This is a genomic window from Rubrivivax gelatinosus (assembly GCF_016583785.1).
GTDB lineage: Bacteria > Pseudomonadota > Gammaproteobacteria > Burkholderiales > Burkholderiaceae_C > Rubrivivax > Rubrivivax gelatinosus_B.
On record NZ_NRRU01000015.1, the window covers coordinates 40776 to 63572 of the forward strand.

Below are 22797 nucleotides of genomic sequence, written 5' to 3' on the forward strand. Positions count from 1 at the left end.
CGCCCTTCGTGATGAAGCCTTCGCTGATGCGCTCGACCCCGGTCCTGCTGGCGCTGTGCGCCGCCTCCGCCTTCGCCGCGCCGCCGCACGAACACGGGGTCGGCCGGCTCGACGTTGCCGTCGAACACGGCCGCGTGACGCTGCTGCTGGAGATGCCGCTCGATTCGCTCGTCGGCTTCGAACACGCGCCGCGCAACGCCGTCGAACGCGAGGCCGCGCGCGCCGCGCTCGCCAAGCTGCACGACGCGGCCCGCCTGTGGCGTGTCGACGCCGCCGCCGGCTGCGCTGCGCCGACGGTCGAAATCGGAGCCGGCCCGATCGAAGCTGGCGAGCACGGCAGCCATGAGCCGGCCCATGCCCACGACGACGGCGACGGCCATGCCGACGCCGAAGCCAGCTTCAGCTTCGAATGCAGCGCGGCCGAGCGCGCCGCCTTCGTCGACACCGGGCTGCTCGAGTCCTTCCCGCGGCTGCGCACCGTCAACGTGCAGCTGGCGACACGCCAGGGCCAGTGGAAGACGCTGCTGACCCGGCCGATGACGCGCCTGCCGCTGGTGCGGTGAGCGCTGCGCTGTCGGTCCGCGCGTTGCGCTACCGCTGGCCGCGCGCCGCCGCGGACACGCTGGCGGTCGAGGCCTGGGACGTCGGCAGCGGTGAAACCGTGTTCCTGCACGGCCCCAGCGGCGGCGGCAAGAGCACGCTGCTGGGCTTGCTGGCTGGGGTGCTCGTCGCGCGCGCCGGCCGCGTCGAGGTGCTGGGCCAGGACTGGGCGGCGCTGCCCGCCGGCCGGCGCGACGCCTTCCGCGCCGACCACGTCGGCTACGTTTTCCAGCAGTTCAACCTGCTGCCCTATCTGAGCGTGCTCGACAACGTGCTGCTGCCCTGCCGCTTCTCGGCGCTGCGGCGTGCACGCGCCGGTGCCGGTGCAGCCGAGGCGCTGCTGGCACGCATCGGCCTGCCGCCTGCGGCCTGGCCGCGGCCGGCGGCCGAACTCTCGGTCGGCCAGCAGCAGCGTGTGGCCGCGGCGCGCGCGCTGATCGGCGCGCCCGAACTCGTGATCTGCGACGAGCCGACCTCGGCGCTGGACGCGCCGCTGCGCGACGCCTTCCTCGATCTGCTGCTCGACGCGGTGCACGAAGCCGGCTCGACGCTGGTCTTCGTCAGCCACGACCAGGGCCTGGCCGGGCGTTTCGACCGCCGCGTCGCGCTCGCCGAGCTGAACGGGGCGGCGCGATGACGCCGCTGGCCGCACTCGCCGCGCGCAGCGCCTGGTCGCGGCGCGGCACGCTGGCGCTGGTGGTGCTGTCGATCGCCTTGTCGACCGCGCTGCTGCTGACGCTGGAGCGGCTGCGCGAGGACGTGCGCGCGAGTTTCGCCCAGGCCGTCAGCGGCACCGACCTCGTCGTCGGCGCGCGCACGGGGCCGGTGCAGCTGATGCTGTACGCGGTGTTCCGCCTCGGCGGCGCGACCAACGACATCTCGATGGCCAGCGTCGAGGCGCTGGCGCGCCAGCCGGCGGTGGCCTGGGTCGTGCCGATCGCACTCGGCGACTCGCACCGGGGCTTCCCGGTCGTCGGCACGACGCCGGCCTACTTCGAGCACTTCCGCTACGGCGACGCCCAGCCGCTGGTGCTGGCCGAAGGCCGCGCGTTCAGCGGCACGCTGGACGGCCTGTACGAGGCCGTGCTGGGCTTCGAGGTGGCGGCGCGGCTGGCTTACCGGCCGGGCCAGCGCATCGTGCTCGCGCACGGCGCCGGCGGCGAACTCGGCGCCGAACACGCCGACAAACCCTTCACCGTCGTCGGCGTGCTCGCGCCCACCGGCACGCCGGTGGGCCGCAGCGTGCACGTCGGCCTGCAGGCGATCGAGGCCATCCACCTCGACTGGGCCGGCGGTGCGCCGCTGCCGGGGCTGGCCATTCCCGCCGAGCAGGCGCGCAAGTTCGACCTGGCGCCCAAACGTGCGACCGCGGTCTTCGTCGGCCTGAAGAACCGGGTCGCGGTCTTTCGCATGCAGCGCTGGGTCGCCGACTACGAGGCCGAACCGCTGATGGCGGTGCTGCCGGGCGTCGCGCTGGACGAACTCTGGGAAGTCGTCGGTGTCGGCGAACGGGCGCTGCTCGCGGTGTCGGTGCTGGTGGCGGCGGTCAGCCTGGCCGGGCTGGTGGCGGTGGTGCTCGCCGGTCTGGGCGAACGCCGGCGCGAGCTGGCGGTGCTGCGCGCCGTCGGCGCCGGGCCGCGCCAGGTGCTGCTGCTGCTGGCGGCCGAGGCGGCGCTGGTGACGGCAGCAGGGGTGGTGACCGGCGCGCTCGCCGCCGCCGCCGGCATCGCGTTCGCCGGGCCGCTGCTGCAGCAGCGGCTGGGCGTTGCGCTCGGCCTGGGCGCACCGACGGCGACGCAGTGGGCCTGGCTCGCGGCGGTGCTGGTGGCCGGTATGCTCGCCGGGCTGGTGCCGGGCTGGCGTGCCTACCGCCTGTCGCTGGCCGACGGGCTCAGCCCGCGCTGATGATTTCCCGAGGACACGACGAGATGCGAACAAGCCTGCTGGCCGCGATGACCGCGGCCTCATTTGCTGCGGTCGCGGCGCCCCCGCTGCCCGGCCTGCCGGCTTCGCAGCCGGCGCTGAGCGGCGCGCCGGCCAAGGCTGCGCCGGGTGCGCCGCGCACCATCCGCTGGGACGAGCTGGTGCCCAAGGACTGGGACCCGCTGAAGGAGTTCAAGGACCTGGACCTGGCCGGCCTGGCCGACGGCGACCCGCGCGCGAACAAGCTGCTGCAACGCATGCGCGAGGTCTGGGACGCGGCGCCGGCGAATCCGGCCATCGTCGGCCAGGCGGTGCGGCTGCCGGGTTTCGTCGTGCCGCTGGAAGAAACGAAGCAGGGCCTGAAGGAGTTCCTGCTCGTGCCGTACTTCGGCGCCTGCATCCACAGCCCGCCGCCACCGGCCAACCAGATCGTGCACGTGCTGGCGCACGCGCCGGTGGCGTTCAAGTCCATGGACACGGTCTGGGTCAGCGGCACGCTGGCGACGGTGCGCACCGATTCGTTCATGGGTGCCGCCAGCTACCGCATCGACGGCGCCGCCGTCGAGCGCTACACGGAGAAGGCGCGTTGAAGACAGCCGACATCACGCGCACGAGCTTCGCCGTGCTCTTCCTGGCGGCGCTGATCGGCGGCTCGCTGTGGATCCTCAAGCCCTTCATCGGCCCGGCGATCTGGTCGACGATGGTCGTCGTCGCCACCTGGCCGGTGATGCTGCGCGTGCAGGCCTGGTGCGGCGGCCGGCGCAGCATCGCGGTCGTGGTGATGACGCTGCTGCTGGTGCTGCTGTTCGCGGTGCCGCTGACGCTGTCGATCGCGACCCTGGTCGAGAACGCCGACCGCATCGTGCAGAGCGCACGCGACGTCGCCGCCTGGCGCCCGACACGCATCGCGCCCGACTGGGTGCTGACGCTGCCGCTGGTCGGCGGCAAGCTGGCGCTGGCCTGGGAGCAGGCGGTGGCCGCCGGCATCGAAGGGCTGCTGGCGCACGTGCAGCCTTACGCGGGCGGTTTCACGCGCTGGTTCGTCGGCGAGATCGGCGACTTCGGCAGCGTCACGTTGCAGTTCCTGCTGACGGTGGTCATCGCTGCGGTGATGTACGCACGCGGCGAGGTCTTCGGCGGCTACGTGCGTGCGTTCGCGGGCCGGCTGGCCGGGCCGCGCGGCGAGGGCGCGGTGAAGCTGGCGGCCGACGCCATCCGCGGTGTTGCGCTCGGTGTCGGCGTCACCGCGGTGGTGCAGGCGGTGCTGGGCGGCATCGGCCTGGCGCTGGCCGGCGTGCCGCTGGCGGGGCTGCTGACGGCACTGATGTTCATGTTGTGCATCGCCCAGATCGGCGCGCTGCCGGTGCTGCTCCCGGCCGCCGCCTGGGCCTTCTGGGGCGGCGAGGTCGGCTGGGGCGTGTTCCTGCTGGTCTGGTCGCTGATCGTCGGCACGCTCGACAACTTTCTGCGCCCGGTGCTGATCCGGCTCGGCGCCGACCTGCCGCTGCTCCTGATCTTCGCCGGCGTCATCGGCGGCCTGCTCGGCTTCGGCCTGGTCGGCATCTTCGTCGGGCCGGTGGTGCTGGCGGTCGCGTTCACGCTGCTGGACAGCTGGATCGAGGAAGGCGGCCCGGCGCCCGAGGACCCGCCGCCGGCGCCGTGAGCCAGGAGCCCGCGCGGTAGAACCCGGCCGTGGCCGATGCCGCGGGATCAAGAACGTGCCCGGGCTCCGGCAGTTCAGCCGCGAGCAGTTGAGCGCAGGCTGACGCGCGTTACGGCAGTCGTCAGACTGACTGGAGCCTGCCTCGCGGAGGGAGGCTGGAGGGTGCGGTCCGACACGCTGGAGCACCCTCGTGGAGGGGGCTCGGGGGAGCCGTGCGTTAAGGCGCAGCTGGGAGTCTGGGCGGCTGCTGCCGCGCAGACTCCTAGGGCGTGCCGATGAACAGGTAGGCGTTGGACGCGCCGTCGCGGCTGCGGCCGACGCCGACGTAGACCGCGCCGATCGGCGTCTCGCCGCCGAGGTAGGCGGTGGCCGAGTCGAGCCAGCCGCTGCGCTGGGTTTCGGTGTAGAGCAGGCCCAGGCGCGCACGCTCCCAGGCCATGCCGAAGCGCATGTCGCCGCGCAGCCCCAGCGGCAGCCGGCCGACGATGCGTTCGGCGCGCAGCTGGCCGTAGCGCATGTCGTCGCCGCGCAGCTGGCCCGAGGCGTAGGCCGACATGTTGAGGAAACCGCCCAGCGTCGCCGCGTCCCAGACCGGCAGCGTGCCGCGTGTCGAGCCGGTCCAGCTCGCGCGTGTGCCCAGCACCCAGTCGCCGTAGGACCAGGCCATGCGTGCGTCGGCGTCGAGCCGGGCGTAGTTGCGCGCCGTCGACGAGAACCAGCCCAGGCGCGCCGCCCAGCCCGAGGACGGGAAGTGCAGCTGGTCGAGCTGGTCCAGGTCCAGCGTCGCCTCCCAGCCGTCCAGCGGCTGGCGGGAGCTCGACAGCGAGGCGTCGCCGGTGTCCACCCGCGGGCGCAGCTCGCCGCGGCGCCGGCCGACGCTGGCCTGGCCGTAGAAGCCCAGGTTGGCGCCCAGGCGCAGCGCCAAGGTGTCGCGCGACACCAGGTATTCGGCGATGCGGTGGTCGTTCTCGAAGACGTCGGCGCGTTCGCGCCGGTAGTTGGCGTCGGCCTGCACGAACCAGGTCTGGCTCGGCTCCAGCGGCTGGTAGAACTGCAGGCTGGCGGCGCTGACGTTGCCGATCTCCAGCTCCAGCATGGCCTCGGCGCCGAGCGTGTTCAGCCAGGTCTTCTGGTAGCCGGCGCGCATCGAGTAGGTCGAGCCCTGGCTGACGTTGGAATCGAAGTTCAGCCCCAGCCGCAGGTAGTCGGGCCCCCAGGGCTTCTCGATCGGCGTGATGCGCAGCACGCGCTTGTCGCGCACCGTCAGCAGCGTGTAGTCGACGCCCTGGTAGTAGCCGTCGCCGTAGGCGCGCACCAGGTCGCGGTTGAGTTCTTCGGTGTTCAGCGCCTCGCCGACGCGCTGCTGCAGGTGGCGGCGCAGGGCGTCGGCGCTGACCCGGTTCAGGCCCGCGATCTCGATGTCGTCGACGCGGTCGATGTCGGGCCGGTGGTCCTCCATCCGCCGGCGCCAGGCCGCGTACTGCGCCTCGGGCACCGCCAGCCGCGCCAGCGCTGGCGCCAGCGCCTCGGCGGCGGCACGGCCGCGGTCGGCGGCCTCGGCGCTGCGGTCGAAGTCGCCCGCGCTGATGCCGCTCAGGTCGGGCTTGATGTAGATGTCGCCGTCGGTCAGCGTCGCCAGCGACTGGGCGACGTTCTGCTCGGTGAGGATGGCCACCATCTGCGCCGTCAGCGACAGCACGCCGGTTACCTCCTCGGCGCGCAGCAGCGGCGAGCCGACGTTGACGGCGATGACGACCTCGGCGCCGCAGCGCTCGTGCACCTCGCGCACCGGCAGGTTGTCGACGATGCCGCCGTCGACCAGGCGGCGGCCGTCCAGGTCCAGCGGCAGCAGCAGCCCGGGCACCGCCATCGAGGCGCGCATCGCCTGCGTCAGGCTGCCCGAGCGCAGCACGACGCGCTCGCCGCTGCCGATGTCGGTGGCGATCATCGACAGTGGCAGCGGCAGCTTGGCCAGGTCGCGCTCGCCCGCCTGGGCGCGCACGATGGTGTTGAAGAACAGCTTGATCTTCTGCCCGGTGACGACGCCTTGCGCGCTGACGATGCCGTCGAGGCCGAAGCCGGCCTCGGTGCCCGATAGGTAGCGGCGCTCGAGCTGCTTGTTGCGGTAGTTCAGCTCGGCGTAGGCCGGGTTGTCGACGAACATGTCGTGCCAGTTGGCCTTGCCCAGTTCCTCGCGCATCGTCTGCGGCGGCACGCCGGCGACCCAGGCGCCGGCCACCAGCGCGCCCATGCTGGTGCCGGCGACGCAGTCCACCGGCACGTGCAGCCGGTCCATCACCTCGAGCACGCCGACGTGGGCCGCGCCGCGCGCGCCACCGCCGCTCAGCACCAGGCCGACACGCGGCCGCGGCGCCGGTTCGGCGTGCAGCGCCGGCACGAAGGCCAGCAGGGTGGCAAAAGTGGCCAGGCGCAGCGAAGTCGTCGTCATGCCCGGCATTGTCCCGCCCCGCCGGGCCCGCGCCGGCCTGCGGCGTACGCGCCCGAGCGAACCGGCGGGCGCGAGGCGGCGCTGTCTATTGCAGGAAGCCGATGCCGCCGCGGCGCGTGCCGGCGCCGGGCAGATCGGTGAGTTCGACGCTGTCGCGCCCGGCCAGGCGGGCGTTGCCGAAGCCGGTCATCCAGGCGCGGCGCATCTCGCGCGGCGCCATCTGCGCCATGCGCTCGAGCACCGCTTCGCCCGGATCCTCGTCGAAGCGCCGGCCCCAGTCGTGGCACTCGCGCAGGCTGCGGTACAGGCGCAGCGCGATCGAGCGTGCGGCGTCGGCGTCGGGCGCCTGGACCTCGAAGACGTTCATCCGGTTCAGGATGGGCTCGGGTATCGCGCGTTCGTCGTTCGCGGTCGCGACCCAGATCACCTGGCTGGCGTCGATCGCGACCTCGGCGAACTCGTCGGTGAACTGGCGCGCGGTGTCGTGTTCGAGCAGCGAGTACAGCGCGCCCAGCGGGTCGTAGGCGTGTTCGCCGCGCGCCTTGTCGATCTCGTCGACGACCATCACCGGGTTCGCGTACTGGCCGTCGACCAGGGTCTCGAAGACCTTGCCCGGGCGCGCCCCCTTCCACTGGCTGGACGCGCCCGACAGCACCCAGCCGGCGGTCAGCGAACTCATCGAGATGAACCCCATGCCGGTGCCCAGCAGCATCGCGACCTCGCGCGCGAAGTGGGTCTTGCCGATGCCGGGCGGGCCCAGCAGCAGCATCGGCGTGATCTCGAGCGCGTCGCGGCTGTCCTGGCATAGCGCGAGCTGGCGCCTGACGTCGTCGAGCACCTCGCCGAAGTTGGGCAGTTCCTCGTACAGGTGCTCCATTGCCGGCAGCCCCGAGGGCTTGACCTGGAAACGTTCGCCGCCTTTCTCGAGCATGCGTTCGTAGGTGCAGCGCAGGCTTTCGTGTTCGCGCGGCGGCAGCTTGGTCAGGCGCTGCTCGACCTCGTCGGGCCGGTAGACGGCGCGCATCTGGGCGATCGGGATGCGGCCCTGGGCGGGCGGCACCGTGACGAGCTCGTGCGACTGCGACATGCACACCTCCGATGAAGGCGATCGACTGCCTGGCTCGATTCCAGCATGCAGATGCCCGCGCCGGGAGCCCGAACCGGCAGGTGAAACCCGGTCAGTTGTGCTGCAGTTAGCAAGAGCTGCGCCCGAATACCTGCCGGGCCGGCACCGAAGAGCGTGAACAGATGCTCGCGCCGGCGTCATATCTGTTTAAGCGCGGCACGAGGCGGTCGACCTGTCGAGTGGAGTCGCGGGCTTTTCTCCGCGCAGGGGAACACCGTGCTGCTTCAACGTCTCTCGATCGGCCGCCGGATGGCGCTCGTGCTCAGCGTCATCCTGGCGCTGTCGGTCGTCTCGGCCATCGTGTCGGTGCTGATGCTGCGTTCGCTGCAAGGCGAGCTCGACACCATGCTGGAGAGACAGCTCAAGGTCGAGCGGGCCAGCGCCGCCTGGCTGTTGCGCATCAACGCCGCCGTGCAGCGCGCCGCCGCGATCGCCAAGAGCAGCGACGCCAGCCTGGTCGAGTACTTCGCTGCGGCATCGGCCCGGTCCAGCCAGGAGACCACCGAACTGCAGAAGACGGTCGGCGCGGCGCTGGACACGCCCCAGGAGCGGGCGCTGTTCGACGAGATCGGGCAGGTGCGCAAGGCTTATCTCGAAGCGCGCGACGCAATCACGCGGCTGAAGAAGGAAGGCGACACGGCCGGCGCCGCCCAAGCCTTCGGCGAGCGCTTCGGGCCGACATCGGCGCGTTACATCGAACGGGTGCAGGCCTTGCTGCAACTGCAGCAGTCCAACCTCGACGTGGCGGCGCAGCGCATCGACGCGCTGCGTGCGCGCATCGTCAACGTGCTCGTCGGCTCCAGTGTCTTCGGCCTGCTGCTGGGCGCCTGGATGGCGTGGCGCCTCACGGCGAGCATCGTCCAGCCGGTGGTCGAGGCTCAGCAGGCCGCGGAGGCGGTGGCGGCGATGGACCTGTCGGCCCAGGCGCGCAGCGACTACCCGAGCGACGAAGTGGGGCGCCTGCTGCGCGCCATCGACGCGATGCGCGACGCGCTGCGGCACACCGTGCAGCAGGTGCGCGGCGCGGCCGACGGCATCGCCACCGCCAGCAGCCAGATCGCCACCGGCAACCAGGACCTGAGCCAGCGCACCGAACACACCGCGGCCAACCTGCAGCAGACCGCCAGCGCGATGGAGGAGCTGACGAGCACGGTGAAGTCCAGCGCCGACGCCGCCGCCCAGGCCAACCAGCTGGCGGGCTCGGCCGCCGACGTCGCCCGCCGTGGCGGCCAGGTCGTCGGCCAGGTGGTGACGACGATGGGCGAGATCAGTGCCAGCTCGCACCGCATCGCCGACATCATCGGCACGATCGACGGCATCGCCTTCCAGACCAACATCCTGGCGCTGAACGCCGCGGTCGAAGCCGCGCGTGCCGGCGAGCAGGGCCGCGGCTTCGCGGTCGTCGCCGGCGAAGTGCGGCTGCTGGCGCAGCGCAGCGCCGACGCGGCACGCGAGATCAAGGGCCTGATCGGCACCAGCGTCGACAAGGTCGAGTCGGGCAGCAAGCTGGTGGCCGACGCCGGCAGCACGATGCAGGAGATCGTCGCCAGCGTGCAGCGCGTCAGCGACATCATCGGCGAGATCACCGCCGCGTCGCGCGAGCAGAGCCAGGGCATCAACCAGGTCAACGGCTCGGTCGGCGAGCTCGACCGGATGACGCAGCAGAACGCGGCACTGGTGGAAGAAGCCACCGCCGCCGCCGGCAGCCTGCAGTCGCAGGCCGGACAACTGGCCGGTCTGGTCGCGACCTTCCGCCTGGGGCGCGAACTCGCCTGATCTGCCGTGCCCCGCCGCAGCCGGCATTGGGCCGCGGGGGTGTCAGACAGTTGTCATCGGCCCGTCAAAACGCTGAAACCTCGCGCCGGGACACTGTGACCCGCCGGCCCATCCCGGGCTGACAGGAGACGACGATGTCGAGCGCCGCCGCCGCATGGATGCCGATCGAGGACCGGGCCCGCCCCGAGCCGCCGGCGTCGGATTTCTGCTGGCGCAGCGAGGCTTTTGCCGAGGACCTGGGCGATTGCGCGGCGCCTGCCGGCGCCGGTCCTGCGCCGCTCCGTGCTGTTCTTCACGCGGCTGGATTCAGATCAAGCGAGCTGCGCGCCGATAAGTACCGGTAGAAGCCCGGATCGTCTCCCGGCAACCGGTGAGACAACCGCATGCTGCTGCACAAGCTTTCGATCGGCCGCCGGATGGCGCTCGTGCTCGCGACGATCCTGCTGCTGTCGGTCGCCTCGGCGATCGTCTCGGTGCTGATGCTGCGCTCGCTGCAGGGCGAGCTCGACACCATGCTCGGGCGCCAGCTCAAGGTCGAACGCGCCGGCGCGGCCTGGCTGGCACGCACCAGTGCCGGCATCCAGCGCGCCGCTGCGATCGCCAAGAGCAGCGACACCAGCCTGGTCGAGTACTTCGCGCCGGCCTCGGCGCTGGCGATCAAGGAAACCAACGAGTTGCAGAAGCAGATCGAGGAGGCGATCTCGTCGCCCGAGGAGCGCACGCGCTTCGACGCCGTCGGCGCGCTGCGCAAGAACTACCTCGCGGCCCGCGACGAGATCTCGCGCCTGAAGAAGGCGGGCGACCCCGCCGGTGCGGCGCGGGTCTTCGCCGAACGTTTCGAGCCGACCTCGGTGGCCTATGTGCACGGCGTGCAGGGCATCGTCGACGGCCAGCAGGCGCAACTGGACGCGGCGGCGCAGCGCATCGACGCGCTGCGCGCGCGCACCGTCAACGTGCTCGTCGGCTCCAGTGTCTTCGGCCTGCTGCTCGGCGCCTGGCTGGCCTGGCGCCTGACGGCGAGCATCGTGCGCCCGGTGGTCGAGGCCGAACGTGCGGCCCAGGCGATCGCGGCGATGGACTTGTCGGGCCAGGCGCGCAGTGGCTACCCGAGCGACGAAGTGGGGCGCCTGCTGCGCGCCATCGACACGATGCGCGACGCGCTGCGGCGCACCGTGCAGCAGGTGCGCGGCGCGGCCGACGGCATCGCCACGGCCAGCAGCCAGATCGCCACCGGCAACCAGGACCTGAGCCAGCGCACCGAACACACCGCGGCCAACCTGCAGCAGACCGCCAGCGCGATGGAGGAGCTGACGAGCACCGTCAAGTCCAGCGCCGACGCCGCCGCCCAGGCCAACCAGTTGGCGGGCTCGGCCGCCGACGTCGCCCGCCGCGGCGGCCAGGTCGTCGGCCAGGTGGTGACGACGATGGGCGAGATCAGCGCCAGCTCGCACCGCATCGCCGACATCATCGGAACGATCGACGGCATCGCGTTCCAGACCAACATCCTGGCGCTGAACGCCGCGGTCGAAGCCGCGCGTGCCGGCGAGCAGGGCCGAGGCTTCGCGGTCGTCGCCGGCGAAGTGCGGCTGCTGGCGCAGCGCAGCGCCGACGCGGCACGCGAGATCAAGGGGCTGATCGGCACCAGCGTCGACAAGGTCGAGTCGGGCAGCAAGCTGGTGGCCGATGCCGGCAGCACGATGCAGGAGATCGTCTCCAGCGTGCAGCGCGTCAGCGACATCATCGGCGAGATCACCGCCGCGTCGCGCGAGCAGAGCCAGGGCATCAACCAGGTCAACGGCTCGGTCGGCGAACTCGACCGGATGACGCAGCAGAACGCGGCGCTGGTGGAAGAAGCCACCGCCGCCGCCGGCAGCCTGCAGTCGCAGGCCGGGCAACTGGCCGATCTGGTCGCGACTTTCCGCCTGGGGCAGCACGCCTTCGCCTGAGGCGGCGTGGCACGAGGCGGCCGCTAGCGGCCGGCAGGTCGTGAGCTTTTCGGCGGCCGACCGGCCTTTGTCGTGACATCCGTCACGGCAAACCAGCGATTTCGCTTAATCAGTGAAAACCCATGCCGAAAGCAGGCTAGTAGAAGTCCGGGTCTCTCGCCTGGTCGCACCGGTCAAGAAGTCGCATGCTCCAACGTCTTTCCATCGGCCGCCGCATGGCGGTCGTGCTCGCCACCATCCTGGCGCTGTCCCTGGCCTCCGCCGTCGTCTCCGTCCTGATGTTGCGCACGCTGCAGGGCGAGATTCAGGACATGCTCCAGCACCGGCTGCAGGTCGAGCGCATGAGCGCCGACTGGCTGCAGCGCCTGAACGTCGGCCTGCAGCGTGCCGCGGCGATCGCCAAGAGCAGCGACCCGACGCTGGCCGACTACTTCGCGCCGATCAACGCCGAGGCCTCCAAGGGCTCGGCCGAGCTGCAAAAGCGTGTCGACCAGGCGCTGACCCTGCCCGAGGAGCGGGCGGTGTTCGACCGCATCGGCGTCGCACGCAAGAACTACCTCGCGGCGCGTGACGCCGTCAGCGAGGCCAAGAAGACCGGTGACATGGGCGCAGCGGAGCGCGCCTACGCCGAGCAGTTCGACCCCGCTGCCAAGGCCTATGTCGTGGCGGTACAGGCGCTGGTCGACCTGCAGCAGAAGAGCCTGGACGACGCCGCCCAGCGTGTCGAAGCGCTGCGCGCGCGCACGGTGCAGGTTCAGGTCGCCGCGAGCGTTGTCGGCCTGCTGCTCGGCGTTTTCCTCGCCTGGCGTCTGACGCTGAGCATCGTGCGCCCGGTGGTCGAAGCCGAACGCGCCGCCGAGGCGGTGGCGGCGATGGACCTGTCGGGCCAGGCGCGCAGCGACTACCCGAGCGACGAAGTGGGGCGCCTGCTGCGCGCCATCGACGCGATGCGTGACGCGCTGCGGCGCACCGTGCAGCAGGTGCGCGGCGCGGCCGACGGCATCGCCACCGCCAGCAGCCAGATCGCCACCGGCAACCAGGACCTGAGCCAGCGCACCGAACACACCGCGTCCAACCTGCAGCAGACCGCGGCCGCGATGGAGGAGCTGACCAGCACCGTCAAGTCGAGCGCCGACGCGGCAGCCCAGGCCAACCAGCTGGCGGTGTCGGCGGCCGACGTCGCCCGCCGCGGCGGCGAGGTCGTCGGCCAGGTGGTGACGACGATGGGCGAGATCAGCGCCAGCTCGCACCGCATCGCCGACATCATCGGCACGATCGACGGCATCGCGTTCCAGACCAACATCCTGGCGCTGAACGCCGCGGTCGAAGCCGCGCGTGCCGGCGAGCAGGGCCGCGGCTTCGCGGTCGTCGCCGGCGAAGTGCGGCTGCTGGCGCAGCGCAGCGCCGACGCGGCACGCGAGATCAAGGCGCTGATCGGCACCAGCGTCGACAAGGTCGAGTCGGGCAGCAAGCTGGTGGCCGACGCCGGCAGCACGATGCAGGAGATCGTCACCAACGCCCAGCGCGTCACCGACATCATTGCCGAGATCAGCGCCGCGGCCCACGAGCAGAGCCAGGGCATCCACCAGGTCAACGGCTCGGTCGGCGAGCTTGACCAGATGACGCAGCAGAACGCGGCGCTGGTGGAAGAGGCCACCGCCGCCGCCGGCAGCCTGCGCACGCAGGCGTCGCAGCTGGCCGAGCTGGTGTCGACCTTCCGCCTCGGGCGCGAGACCGCCTGAGCGGCGGCCGCGGCCCGCGGCCGCTCAGTGCACCCAGCTGTTGAGCTGGATGATCGGCAGCATGACCGCCAGCACGATCAGCATCACGACGCCGCCCATCGCGACGATCAGCAGCGGCTCGAGCACGGTGGCCACCGCCATCGCCCGGCGCTGGACCTCGGCGCCGAGCTGGGTGGCGGCGCGCTGCAGCATCACCGGCAGCTGGCCGGTCTGCTCGCCCAGGCGCGCGAACATCGCCAGCAGCCCGGGGAAACGTTTCTTCGCCGCCAGCGCCGCGGCCAGCGGCGCGCCTTCGCGCACCTGCACCAGCGCGTCGAGCGCGTCGGCGCGCATCGCGCGGTTGCCCAGGGTCTCGGCCGCCGCCTGCAGCGCCTTCAGGATGGGCACGCCGGCGCCGGCCAGCATCGCCAGCGTGCCGGCGAAACGCGCCGCGTTGTAGCCGCGCGTGAGCCGGCCGACCAGCGGCAGGCGCAGGAAGGCGGCGTCGCTGCGCTCGCGGAAAGCCTCGCTGCGGCGCGCGAACACGAAGCCCGAGACGCCCGCCACCAGCGCCAGCACCAGCGCCCAGCCCCAGTGACGCACGAAGTCGCTGACGGCCATCATCAGCACCGTCAGCAGCGGCAGCGTCTGCTTGGTGTTGCTGAACACCGTCGCCACCTGCGGCACGACGTAGGTGACGAGGAAGGTGACGATGACGAGCGCGATCGCCGAGACGATCGCCGGATACAGCATCGCGCCCAGCAGCTTGCTGCGCAGCGCCTGGCGGTCCTCCAGGTCCTGCGCCAGGTTCTCGAGCACGGCGCCGAGCGCGCCGCTCTGCTCGCCGGCGGCCACCACCGCGCGGTAGACATCGTCGAACTCGCGCGGCGCGGTCGCCAGCGCCCGTGCGAACGGGCTGCCGGCGTTGACCTCGCTCCTCAGGTGCGCGAGCAGCTCGCGCTGGCGCTGGTCTTCGGCTTCGTCGGCGAGCGCGGTGAGCGCCCGCTCCAGCGGCAGCCCCGAGCCCACCAGCCCGGCGAGCTGGCGTGTCCAGACCGCCAGCCCGGTGGTGTTGAAGACGCGGCGCGAGAAGCGCGAGGCGTTCGTGCCTTCGGCCGCCGGCGCGCCCACCGGCGCCACCGACAGCGGCACCAGGTTGCGGGCGCGGATCTGGGTGCGTGCGGCGCGGGCGTTGTCGGCGTCGAGCAGCCCCGACTGCTGCTTGCCGGTGGCGTCCAGCGCCTCGAAGCGGTAAGCCGGCATCGCCTTCAGTCCCGCGTCACGCGGATGACTTCCTCGGCCGAGGTCAGGCCGGCCGCGATCAGGCGCTCGCCGTCCTCGCGCATCGAGTTCAGGCCGTTGGCGCGCGCCGCCGCGGCCAGGTCCTGCTCGGAGGCGCGCTCGTGGATCAGCGTCTGCACCGCCTCGTCGACGACCATCAGCTCGTAGACGCCGGTGCGGCCCTTGTAGCCGGTGTGGCTGCAGCGTTCGCAGCCCACCGGGTGCCAGCGGCCTTCGCCGTCCTGGCGCTTGCACGCCGGGCAGAGCTTGCGCACCAGGCGCTGCGCCAGCGCGCCCAGCAGGCTCGAGGACAGCAGATAGGGCTCGACGCCCATGTCGATGAGCCGCGTGACCGAGGACGGTGCGTCGTTGGTGTGGATCGTCGCCAGCACCAGGTGGCCGGTGAGCGAGGCCTGGATCGCGATCTGCGCGGTCTCGTAGTCGCGGATCTCGCCGATCATGATGACGTCCGGGTCCTGGCGCAGGATGGCGCGCAGCGCCTTCGCGAACGTGAGGTCGATCTTCGGGTTGACCTGGGTCTGGCCGATGCCGGGCAGCTCGTACTCGACCGGGTCCTCGACCGTCAGCACGTTGGTCGTCGCGGTGTCGACGCGGCCGAGCGAGGCGTACAGCGTCGTCGTCTTGCCGCTGCCGGTGGGGCCGGTGACGAGCACGATGCCGTGCGGCTGCTGGATCAGGCGCTCGAAGCGCGACAGCACCTCGCCGTCCATGCCCAGGCCTTCGAGCGTGAACTTCGACTCGGCCTTGTCCAGCAGGCGCAGCACCGCGCGCTCGCCGTGCGCCGAGGGCAGCGTCGAGACGCGCACGTCGATCGCGCGGCCGCCGATGCGCAAGCTGATGCGGCCGTCCTGCGGCAGGCGTTTCTCGGAGATGTCGAGCTCGGCCATGATCTTCAGCCGGCTGATCAGCGCCGCGTGCAGCGCCTTGTTCGGCTGCACCACCTCGCGCAGCGTGCCGTCGACACGGAAGCGCACGCTCGAGCTGCGTTCGTAGGGCTCGATGTGGATGTCGCTCGCGCCGTCCTTGGCCGCCTGCGTCAGCAGCGCGTTGAGCATGCGGATGATGGGCGCGTCGTCGGCGGCTTCGAGCAGGTCCTCGACTGCCGGCAGCTCCTGCATCATGCGCGACAGGTCGACGCCGCTCTCGACTTCGCCGATCACGGCCGCGGCGCTGCCGCCGCCGCCGGCGTAGGCGACCGAGATGCGCTGCGACAGCGTGGCGCTGGGCTCGTGTTCGAAGGCCGTGACCTCGAACAGCCGCGTGACCTCGGCCAGCGCCGCCGGCGGCGTGGTCTCGCCGGCCCAGAGCACGAGCTGGCCGTCGTCCTCCAGCAGCAGCGTGTTCGCCTTGGCGAAGGCGTAGGGCAGCGGGTGTCGGGTGGCCATCGGCTTACGGGGTGGTGGCGGGCGTGACGTCGTTGGGCGCGGGCGCGACCGGCTCGACCAGCGGCGGCTTGGCCGGCTGCGCCGGCTGCGGCGTGGTGTTGGGCAGCGTCGGCAGCACCGGCGCTTCGTCGATGCGCAGGATCGTGCTCGGTATCGGCTGTGCGTCCTGCTGGCGGGCGCGGATCTGGTCGTAGCGGTCCAGCGACAGCTTGGCCGAGCTGTCGGCGTCGCGCATCACCACCGGGCGCAGGAAGACCATCAGGTTGGTGCGCTTCTTGGTGCGGCTCTCGCTGCGGAAGAGCGCGCCGATGCCCGGGAGGTCGCCCAGCAGCGGCACCTTGGATTTTTCCTCGACGTAGCTGTCCTGGACCAGGCCGCCGAGCACGATGATCTGGCCGTCTTCGACGACGACCTGCGACTCGATCGAACGTTTGGTCGTCGACGGCCCGGCGTTGCTCGTGCCGACGGTGGCCGTCGACAGCACGCTGGACTGCTCCTGGTAGATCGTCATGCGCACCGTGCCGCTCTCGCCGATCTGCGGCCGGATGCGCAGCGTGATGCCGACGTCCTTGCGCTCGATGGTCTGGAACGGGCTCGAGGTCGAGGTGCCGGTGTTGGTGTACTGGCCGGTGATGAAGGGCACGTTCTCGCCGACGACGATCTTGGCTTCCTCGTTGTCCAGCGTGACCAGGTTAGGCGTCGAGACGATGTTGGTGTTGGTCTGGCTCTGCAGCAGGGTGGCCAGCGCACCGAGCGCGTAGGTGCCGCCGTAGCGCTTGAGCAGGCCGATGTTCAGGCCCTCGCCGACCGAAAGGCCGCTGGTGTTGCCACTGGCGGCGGCGGTCGTGATGCTGAGGATGTTGCCGCCGGTGTTGCTGAAGTTGGTGCCGGCGAACAGCCCGGTGCTGTCGCCGTCCTTGCCCAGCAGCCCCTGCCACTGGAAGCCGAACTCGGCGGCGTTGTCGCCGGCGACCTCGACGATCAGGCTCTCGATGTAGACCTGGGCGCGGCGCGAGTCGAGCTGCTCGATCATCGCGCGCACCTGGCGGTACAGCGGCTCGGGCGCGGTGATGATCAGCGAGTTCGTCGCCGGGTCGGCCTGGATGAAGCCGCCGGTCGTCGGCTGGCCCGAGGCCGTCACCGGCGCCGTCGCCTGCGCGGAGGCCGCGCCGCTGTTGTTCTGGTTGCCGGGCGACGGCGGCGTGTTCTGCGTCGTCGTCGCCGTGGTCAGCGAGCCCGGCGTCGTCGACCCGGTGCTGCCGCTGCCGCCGCTGGTGCCGAAGGCGGCGCGCAGCACGGTGGCGAGCTTGACGGCGTCGGCGTTCTTCAGGTGCACGACCCAGAGCCCGCCGCTCGGGCCCAGGCCGCTGGCCGGGCGGTCGAGCTTGGCGATCGCGGCGCGCACGCCGGCCAGGCGCGCGGCGTTGGGCGCGCGGATGATCAGCGAGTTGCTGCGTGCGTCGGCGACGACGGTGGTGCCGCCGGCGCCGGCGGCCGCGCCCGGCGCGGTGACGGTGCTGCCGGTCTCGGCCAGGCGCTGCACCAGCGGTGCCAGGTCGGAGGCGACGGCGTGCTGCAGCGGCACGACCTCGAGGTCGGTCGCGGTCGGCTGGTCGAGCGCGGCGATGATGCGGGCGATGCGCTGCAGGTTGTCGGCGTAGTCGGTGATGACCAGCGAACTCGAGCCCGGGTTCGAGTTGATCGTGTTGTTGGCGCTGATCAACGGCCGCAGCACCGCGACGAGGTTGTTCGGGTTCTCGTAGCGCAGCTGGAAGATCTGGGTGATGACCTGGTCGCCGCGCACGCCGCTCTCGCCCACCGACACGGTGCCGGTCTGCAGCTTGGCGTCGGCCTCGGGCACGATCTTCAGCAGGCCGCCGCTCTCGATGACCGCGAAGCCCAGGCCGCGCAGCGCGGTCTGGAAGGTCTGGTAGGCCTGCTGCACGCTTTGCGGCTGCTCGCTGTAGACGGTGATCTGGCCCTTGACGCGCGGGTCGACGGCGATCTGGCGGTCGATCATCGCGGCGAAGGCGCGGGCGACGGCGTCGATGTCGGCGTTGACGAAGTTGACGGTCACCGGCGCACGCGGGCGCTGCGCGGCGGCCGGCGCTGACGCCAGCTGGGCGGCGGCGGCCAGGCACAGCGCGGCGGTGAGGTGGCGCGAGGGTTTCATGCTCATCCGATCGAAATGACGGCCTTGGTGCCTTGGCGGCGGCCGATGATGTTCAGCAGATTGTTCAGGACCGGCTCCGAGCCCGGCTCGGCACTGGCCTCGCCGCGCAGGCGCAGGCCGCGCGCCGACCACTGGCCGTCGCCGGACAGCAGCAGCGGGCCCTGCAGCGTCGACAGCGTCAGCCGCGGCACGTCGCCGCCGGCAAGCGCAATGCGGTAGCTGCCCAGGCGGTCGAGCGTCGTCAGCCGCGACGACAGGTTGTCGGCGGCGAGCGTCGCGCCGCCGGCCAGGCTCCAGCGCCCGGCGGCCGACTCGGCGACCAGGCCCTGGCTCGCGAGCGCGAGCGAGCCGCCCAGCCCGAGCGTGTTGAAGGGCGTGCCCAGACCGGCGAGCCAGGCCGCCGGCCAGCGCCCCACCGGCCCGGCCGGCAGCGTGACGCGCCAGCGGCCCAGGCCGGCTTCGACACGCAGCGCCAGTTCGCCGTCGATGCAGCAGGCCTGGCGCGCGCGCAGCATGATGCCGGCGCCGGCCGGCCGCAGCGTCCAGTGCAGGCGTCCGGGCAGCGCGGCGGCGTCGCGGCTGCCGGGGCCGCCGGTCAGTACCGCGACGGCGCTGCCGTTCCAGATGCTGCCCTGGGCGTCGGCGAGCAGGAAACGCTCGCCGCTGGCACGGGCCAGCGCGCCGGTGAGCCAGGCCGCAGGGGCGAAGGCGACGAGTGCCACGGCCGTGCCCAGCAGCGCGCCGCCGACGGCCCAGCGCCGTCCGATGCGCCGTCCCGGGTTCCAGTCGGCTGCCAAGGGCTTCATGCTCCGGCCCCGAAGGCGACGACGATGCTGCCGCTGTAGCCGCCGGCGCCGCGCGTCAGCTGGGCTTCGACCGGGCGCGCCCGGGCGCCGGATCGCACCTCCGCGAGCCAGGCCTGGAGCTCGCCGGTGCCGGCGTTGTCCAGCGTCAGCACCGCGCGCTCGCCCTGCAGCGACAGGCGGCCGTGCGGCCCCAGGCGCTCGCTGGCGGCACGCAGCGCGGCAGCGGCCTGCTCGGCGTTGACCGGCGGCGTCGCGCGCAGCTCGCGCGCTTCGGCGGCCAGCCGCTGCATCGCCTGCAGCTCGGTGTCCAGGGCCTCGATCTGCGCCGGCGCGCTGGCCAGCGTGCGCCAGGCCGGCTGGATCGCGAGCGCGAAAAAGAGGTAGCAGCCGACGACGGCGGCGGCGACGGCGACGAGCGCACGCTCGCGCGGCGCGAGCTGCGTCCAACGTGCCTTCAGCGGGGCGAGACGGGCGGCGTTCATGCTGCTGCTCCGCTGCGCACCAGCGTGATGCGGCCGTCGGCGACTTCGACGCCGTAACCGGCCGGGCGCAGCCGGTCGCGGAAGGCGGCGATCTCGGGCTCGCTCCAGCCGGCCGCGGCCAGCGTCAGCCGGCCGGCTTCGAAGCGCAGCGTCTGCGCCGGGCCCTGGCCTTCGGGCCAGGCGGCGGCGGCGGCGGCCAGCAGCACCTCCAGGTCGCCGTCACCGGCACGGCCGGCGGCGGCGCGCAGGCGCTCGGCTTCGCGCCGCATCTGCAGCGGCGCGTCGATCACGGCGCGCACGCCGGGGAAACTCTGCTGCAGCAGCGCCGTCATCGCCGTGCGGCGTTCGTCGACCGCACGCCGCTGCTGCCAGGCCCAGGCGTTCAGGCCGACGAGCTGCACCAGCACCAGCGCCGCGGCGCCCCAGCGCACCGGGCGCCATTCGGGGCTCAGCAGCCGGCGCGCGGCGTCGCGCAGCAGGCGCATGCCGCGCTGGCGCGGCGCGAGCTCGAACTGGCGCAGGTTCCAGGGTGAACGTGCCGCCTGCAGCGCACGTTCGGCCTCGGTGAGCACGGTGACGGGCACACCGATGAACTTCTCCGCGGCCGCGGCCGCGGCCGGCGTCGCGGTCCAGTGCAGCGTGCCGGGATCGGCCGGCAGCAGCGCGCGCGCCAGCGTGCCGGCGCTGTCGAGGCAGGCCAGGCCGTCCTCGCGCACCAGCGACAGCCAGGGCGCGGCGTCGCTGGCGGCGTCTGGCGGGCTGAAGAAGTGGCCGCCGGCCGTGCCGGGCAGCGCGGACGGCACGATGCGGTCGAGCACGACACCGGCGGCTTCGAGCTGGGCGATGACGCCGGCCAGCCAGCCGCGGTGCAGCACCGCGACCCAGGCCGTGGCGCCGGCGGCGGCCTGCGGCGCGAGCGCGAAATGCAGCGCGTCCTCGTCGTCGAGCAGCAGCTCTTCGAGCACGCCGGCGAGTGCCGCGCGCAGCCGCGCTGGCGGCGCCTTGGGCAGCGTGATGCGCTGCCAGGCGACGTCGGCGTCGGCCAGCACCGCGAGCACGCTGTCGGCGCGCGGCAGCAGCGCGGGCGCGGCGCGGCCCGAGGAGCCGACCGCCAGGCCGTCGGGGCTGAAGACGTAGTCGACCTCGGCGAGCGTGCGCGGCGGCGCCGGCTCGTCCGCCGCGCGGGAACCCAGGCGCTGGCGGGGAGGGATCTGGAGCACGAGAACGGACATGCGGGCTATTGTGGCGGGCTCATGTGAAGCGGATGTCGCTCACGCCGCAGCGTGACGACGTCGCGGCCCTGGTCGGCGCCGCGGCGCTGGACCAGCGATTCCTGCTCGACGACGCGGTCCTCGAGCCGCAAGCGGCCGCGCACCTCGAAGTACGAGCTGCTGACGGCGACGCGGCTCTTGTCGAGTTTGGTGGTGCCTTGCGGCAGCAGCGCCTCGATCGCCTCCAGGTTGTCGAAGGGGCTGCGCTGGCGCGTCTGCACCAGGCGTTCGGCGCTGCCCAGGTCCAGGCCGTCGATCGCGGCCACCAGCACCTCGCGCGGCGCGGTGTTGGCGTTGACGGGCGTCTGCGCCGGCAGCAGCGTGACGTAGGCGCCGAGCCGGGCGACGGTGGCGCTGTCCAGGCCCAGCCAGACGAGGTCGGCGACGCGCGCCGGCGGCAGCGGCGCGTCGGCCGCGTCGCCGCTGTTCTGCGCCGCCCATGCGGCGGCCAGGCCCTGCGCCAGCCGCGCGGGCGTGTCGGTCGGCACGCCCGCGGCTTCGCACAGGCGCTGCAGCGCCTTGAGCTCCAACTGCGAGATCTTCCCCTCCCCGTCGACGAGGTTGCGCAGGTTGTACTTCGCCTGCGCATCGCTGATGGCCCCCGAGATGAAGGCTTCGGGGCCGCCGTCGGCGTTGTTGTCGCGGTCGGCGGCGAGAAAGCTCGACAGCCGGGCTTCGGCCAGCGGTGTCGCCCAGGGCTCGCCGAGGTGGTCGATGCTGCCGGTGCGCGCGTCCTCGCGCAGGATCAGCCGCGCCCAGTCGAGCGCGGCGTCGAGGATCCAGCTCGACTGCACCGAGGCGCGCTCGGCGGCTTCGATCTGCACCGCGCGTGTCTGCTGCCAGGCCATGCCGGCGGCCAGCGTCGCCACCAGCGTCAGGATCAGCATCGCCAGCAGCAGCGCGGCGCCGCGCTCGCGGCGCGCGCTCACTGGGGCACCCTTCGGCCTGGCGGCCGGTCCCGCCGAGCGGGAATGAGCCCCGGACAAGTCCTGAGGGCTCATGAAGCGCCTCCGGGCGCCAGCACCAGGTCGCGCGTCAGGCGGCCGGTGGCGGTGTCGAGCATCAGGCGCACGCCGTCGGGCAGCGCCTCGCTGCTGCGGGTGCCGCTGGCTTCGCCGTCGTTGCTGGTGCCGTTGCTGGTGCCGTTGCTGGTGCCGGCGCTGGACTGGGCGTTGGACCAGGCGTTGCCGCGGTAGAAGTAGAGCTGCCACGCGCTGACGCCTTCGAGCAGCCGCACCTGCTGCGGCTCGGTGCCCAGCAGCTGCTGGCTGCGCAACCAGGCCTGCTGCAGCGGCTGCAGCCGCGTCGTCGCCGGGCTCGCCCAGCGTTGCCAGACACCGTCGGCCAGCGTCCAGACGACGACCGCGACGCCGCCTTCGACGCGGCGTGTCAGGCGCAGGTGGCGGCCGTCGAACTGCAGCGGCGGCGCGGCGCCGGTGTCGTGCAGCGCCTCCAGGTCCTGCTGCCACTGCGTCAGGATGGTGTTCAGGCGCGCCGCGCGGTCCACCGCCTGGCTTGTCGCCTCGCGTGCCCGCACCATGCCGTCGACACCGCGCCAGGCCAGGCCCGCGAGCACGGCCATGATCGTCAGCGCGACCAGCACCTCGACCAGCGTGAAACCGCGGCTGCGGGCGTGGCGGGCCATCTCAGTAGCGCGACAGCACGGTCGACAGCGTCAGCAGCGGCCGGCCGTCGGCGTCGCTGATGCGCGCGTCGACGCGGCGGAAGTTGGGATTCGGCGTCGCGTTCGTCTGCACGACGCCGCGGTAGGGGCGGCCCAGCTGTTCGCAGTCGAAGGTCTCTTCGCCGATGCCGGGCAGCTGGCGCGCCAGGCGCAGCGCGGCGAGCCGGTTTTCGGCGCACCACTGCGCGGCGCTGACGTCGGCCAGGCGCTGGGCGTTGTCGGTCAGCGCGCCGGCCGCACGCAGCCCGGCGGCAAGCGCGACGGCGACGATGGCCACCGCCACCAGCACCTCGATCAGCGTGAAACCGCGGCTGGTCCTCATGGCGCTTCGGGCGCCGGCACGACGGCGAACGGCGACAGGCCGTCGCTGGCGATGTCGACGCGGCGGTCGTCCAGCCGCAGCACGATGCGCTGCGGCGGCAGGATGGCCTCGGGGCCGAGCACGACCTGGTTGCCGCCGACGACCTGCGCCGTGACCCCGGCGTCGAGC

Annotated in this window: 20 protein-coding genes; 9 read left to right on the forward strand and 11 right to left on the reverse strand. The window is 72.6% G+C overall.

The window, feature by feature from the left end; all coding sequences use genetic code 11:
- The first annotated feature begins 11 nt into the window (after window positions 1-11).
- From CKO43_RS25735 to ydiK, 5 genes are read left to right on the forward strand one after another with little or no spacing between them, the layout of a single operon-like run.
- Entirely contained in the window at window positions 12-563 is a 552-nt protein-coding gene (locus CKO43_RS25735) for a ZrgA family zinc uptake protein (protein ID WP_242481069.1), read from the forward strand.
- Complete coding sequence (locus CKO43_RS05920; RefSeq protein WP_346014421.1) at window positions 560-1237, forward strand: ATP-binding cassette domain-containing protein; 678 nt, start codon at window positions 560-562, stop codon at window positions 1235-1237. Before CKO43_RS25735 ends, CKO43_RS05920 begins: the two co-directional genes overlap by 4 nt.
- Window positions 1234-2505 (forward strand): ABC transporter permease, encoded by a 1272-nt coding sequence (locus CKO43_RS05925; RefSeq protein ID WP_200378135.1) that lies wholly within the window; start codon window positions 1234-1236, stop codon window positions 2503-2505. Before CKO43_RS05920 ends, CKO43_RS05925 begins: the two co-directional genes overlap by 4 nt.
- A 23-nt stretch (window positions 2506-2528) precedes the next feature.
- Window positions 2529-3113, forward strand: a complete 585-nt coding sequence (locus CKO43_RS05930) for a DUF3299 domain-containing protein (RefSeq protein ID WP_200378136.1) — start codon at window positions 2529-2531, stop codon at window positions 3111-3113.
- On the forward strand, window positions 3110-4186 hold the full coding sequence (ydiK, locus tag CKO43_RS05935; protein WP_200378137.1) for an AI-2E family transporter YdiK: 1077 nt from the start codon (window positions 3110-3112) through the stop codon (window positions 4184-4186). The genes CKO43_RS05930 and ydiK overlap by 4 nt, the downstream gene beginning before the upstream one ends.
- A gap of 262 nt (window positions 4187-4448) precedes the next feature.
- On the opposite strand, the gene CKO43_RS05940 is transcribed toward ydiK, so the two are convergent.
- Together CKO43_RS05940 and CKO43_RS05945 are read right to left on the reverse strand one after the other, a co-directional pair.
- Window positions 4449-6635 (reverse strand): patatin-like phospholipase family protein, encoded by a 2187-nt coding sequence (locus CKO43_RS05940; protein ID WP_242481070.1) that lies wholly within the window; start codon window positions 6633-6635, stop codon window positions 4449-4451.
- A gap of 85 nt (window positions 6636-6720) precedes the next feature.
- Window positions 6721-7722 carry an AAA family ATPase gene (locus tag CKO43_RS05945; protein ID WP_200228366.1) on the reverse strand — a complete coding sequence of 334 codons (1002 nt, stop codon included), beginning with the start codon at window positions 7720-7722 and terminating at the stop codon, window positions 6721-6723.
- Between the two features lie 258 nt (window positions 7723-7980).
- Here CKO43_RS05945 and CKO43_RS05950 point away from each other — a divergent pair, with 258 nt between their 5' ends.
- From CKO43_RS05950 to CKO43_RS05965, 4 genes are all read left to right on the forward strand, one after another.
- Entirely contained in the window at window positions 7981-9537 is a 1557-nt protein-coding gene (locus tag CKO43_RS05950; protein ID WP_207184904.1) for a methyl-accepting chemotaxis protein, read from the forward strand.
- Window positions 9538-9671: 134 nt separating this feature from the next.
- The gene (locus CKO43_RS05955; protein ID WP_200378140.1) at window positions 9672-9881 is read left to right on the forward strand and encodes a hypothetical protein; all 210 of its coding nucleotides are present in this window, start codon (window positions 9672-9674) and stop codon (window positions 9879-9881) included.
- Window positions 9882-9920: 39 nt separating this feature from the next.
- Window positions 9921-11483 carry a methyl-accepting chemotaxis protein gene (locus CKO43_RS05960; RefSeq protein WP_200378141.1) on the forward strand — a complete coding sequence of 521 codons (1563 nt, stop codon included), beginning with the start codon at window positions 9921-9923 and terminating at the stop codon, window positions 11481-11483.
- 185 nt (window positions 11484-11668) lie between these two features.
- The gene (locus CKO43_RS05965) at window positions 11669-13225 is read left to right on the forward strand and encodes a methyl-accepting chemotaxis protein (RefSeq protein WP_200228370.1); all 1557 of its coding nucleotides are present in this window, start codon (window positions 11669-11671) and stop codon (window positions 13223-13225) included.
- 24 nt (window positions 13226-13249) lie between these two features.
- Here CKO43_RS05965 and gspF read toward each other — a convergent pair whose 3' ends face one another.
- The 9 genes from gspF to gspI form a co-directional block, all read right to left on the reverse strand.
- Window positions 13250-14467, reverse strand: a complete 1218-nt coding sequence (gene gspF, locus CKO43_RS05970) for a type II secretion system inner membrane protein GspF (protein WP_200378142.1) — start codon at window positions 14465-14467, stop codon at window positions 13250-13252.
- 5 nt (window positions 14468-14472) lie between these two features.
- Window positions 14473-15891, reverse strand: coding sequence for a type II secretion system ATPase GspE (gene gspE / locus CKO43_RS05975; RefSeq protein ID WP_200228372.1), 1419 nt, complete (start codon window positions 15889-15891; stop codon window positions 14473-14475).
- A gap of 4 nt (window positions 15892-15895) precedes the next feature.
- Window positions 15896-18070 (reverse strand): type II secretion system secretin GspD, encoded by a 2175-nt coding sequence (gene gspD / locus CKO43_RS05980; protein ID WP_200378143.1) that lies wholly within the window; start codon window positions 18068-18070, stop codon window positions 15896-15898.
- Complete coding sequence (gene gspN / locus CKO43_RS05985; protein WP_200378144.1) at window positions 18067-18870, reverse strand: type II secretion system protein N; 804 nt, start codon at window positions 18868-18870, stop codon at window positions 18067-18069. The genes gspD and gspN overlap by 4 nt, the downstream gene beginning before the upstream one ends.
- Window positions 18867-19352 (reverse strand): type II secretion system protein GspM, encoded by a 486-nt coding sequence (gspM, locus tag CKO43_RS05990; protein WP_200228375.1) that lies wholly within the window; start codon window positions 19350-19352, stop codon window positions 18867-18869. The genes gspN and gspM overlap by 4 nt, the downstream gene beginning before the upstream one ends.
- Window positions 19349-20584: a type II secretion system protein GspL gene (gspL, locus tag CKO43_RS05995; RefSeq protein ID WP_200378145.1), complete on the reverse strand. Its 1236-nt coding sequence runs from the start codon at window positions 20582-20584 to the stop codon at window positions 19349-19351. Before gspL ends, gspM begins: the two co-directional genes overlap by 4 nt.
- Before the next feature lie 5 nt (window positions 20585-20589).
- Window positions 20590-21552: a type II secretion system minor pseudopilin GspK gene (gene gspK, locus CKO43_RS06000; RefSeq protein ID WP_346014422.1), complete on the reverse strand. Its 963-nt coding sequence runs from the start codon at window positions 21550-21552 to the stop codon at window positions 20590-20592.
- A gap of 68 nt (window positions 21553-21620) precedes the next feature.
- Window positions 21621-22268 (reverse strand): prepilin-type N-terminal cleavage/methylation domain-containing protein, encoded by a 648-nt coding sequence (locus tag CKO43_RS06005; RefSeq protein WP_200378146.1) that lies wholly within the window; start codon window positions 22266-22268, stop codon window positions 21621-21623.
- Window position 22269: 1 nt separating this feature from the next.
- A complete protein-coding gene (gspI, locus tag CKO43_RS06010) occupies window positions 22270-22629 on the reverse strand; it encodes a type II secretion system minor pseudopilin GspI (protein ID WP_200228379.1) in 360 nt (119 codons plus the stop codon).
- Window positions 22630-22797: the final 168 nt, after the last annotated feature.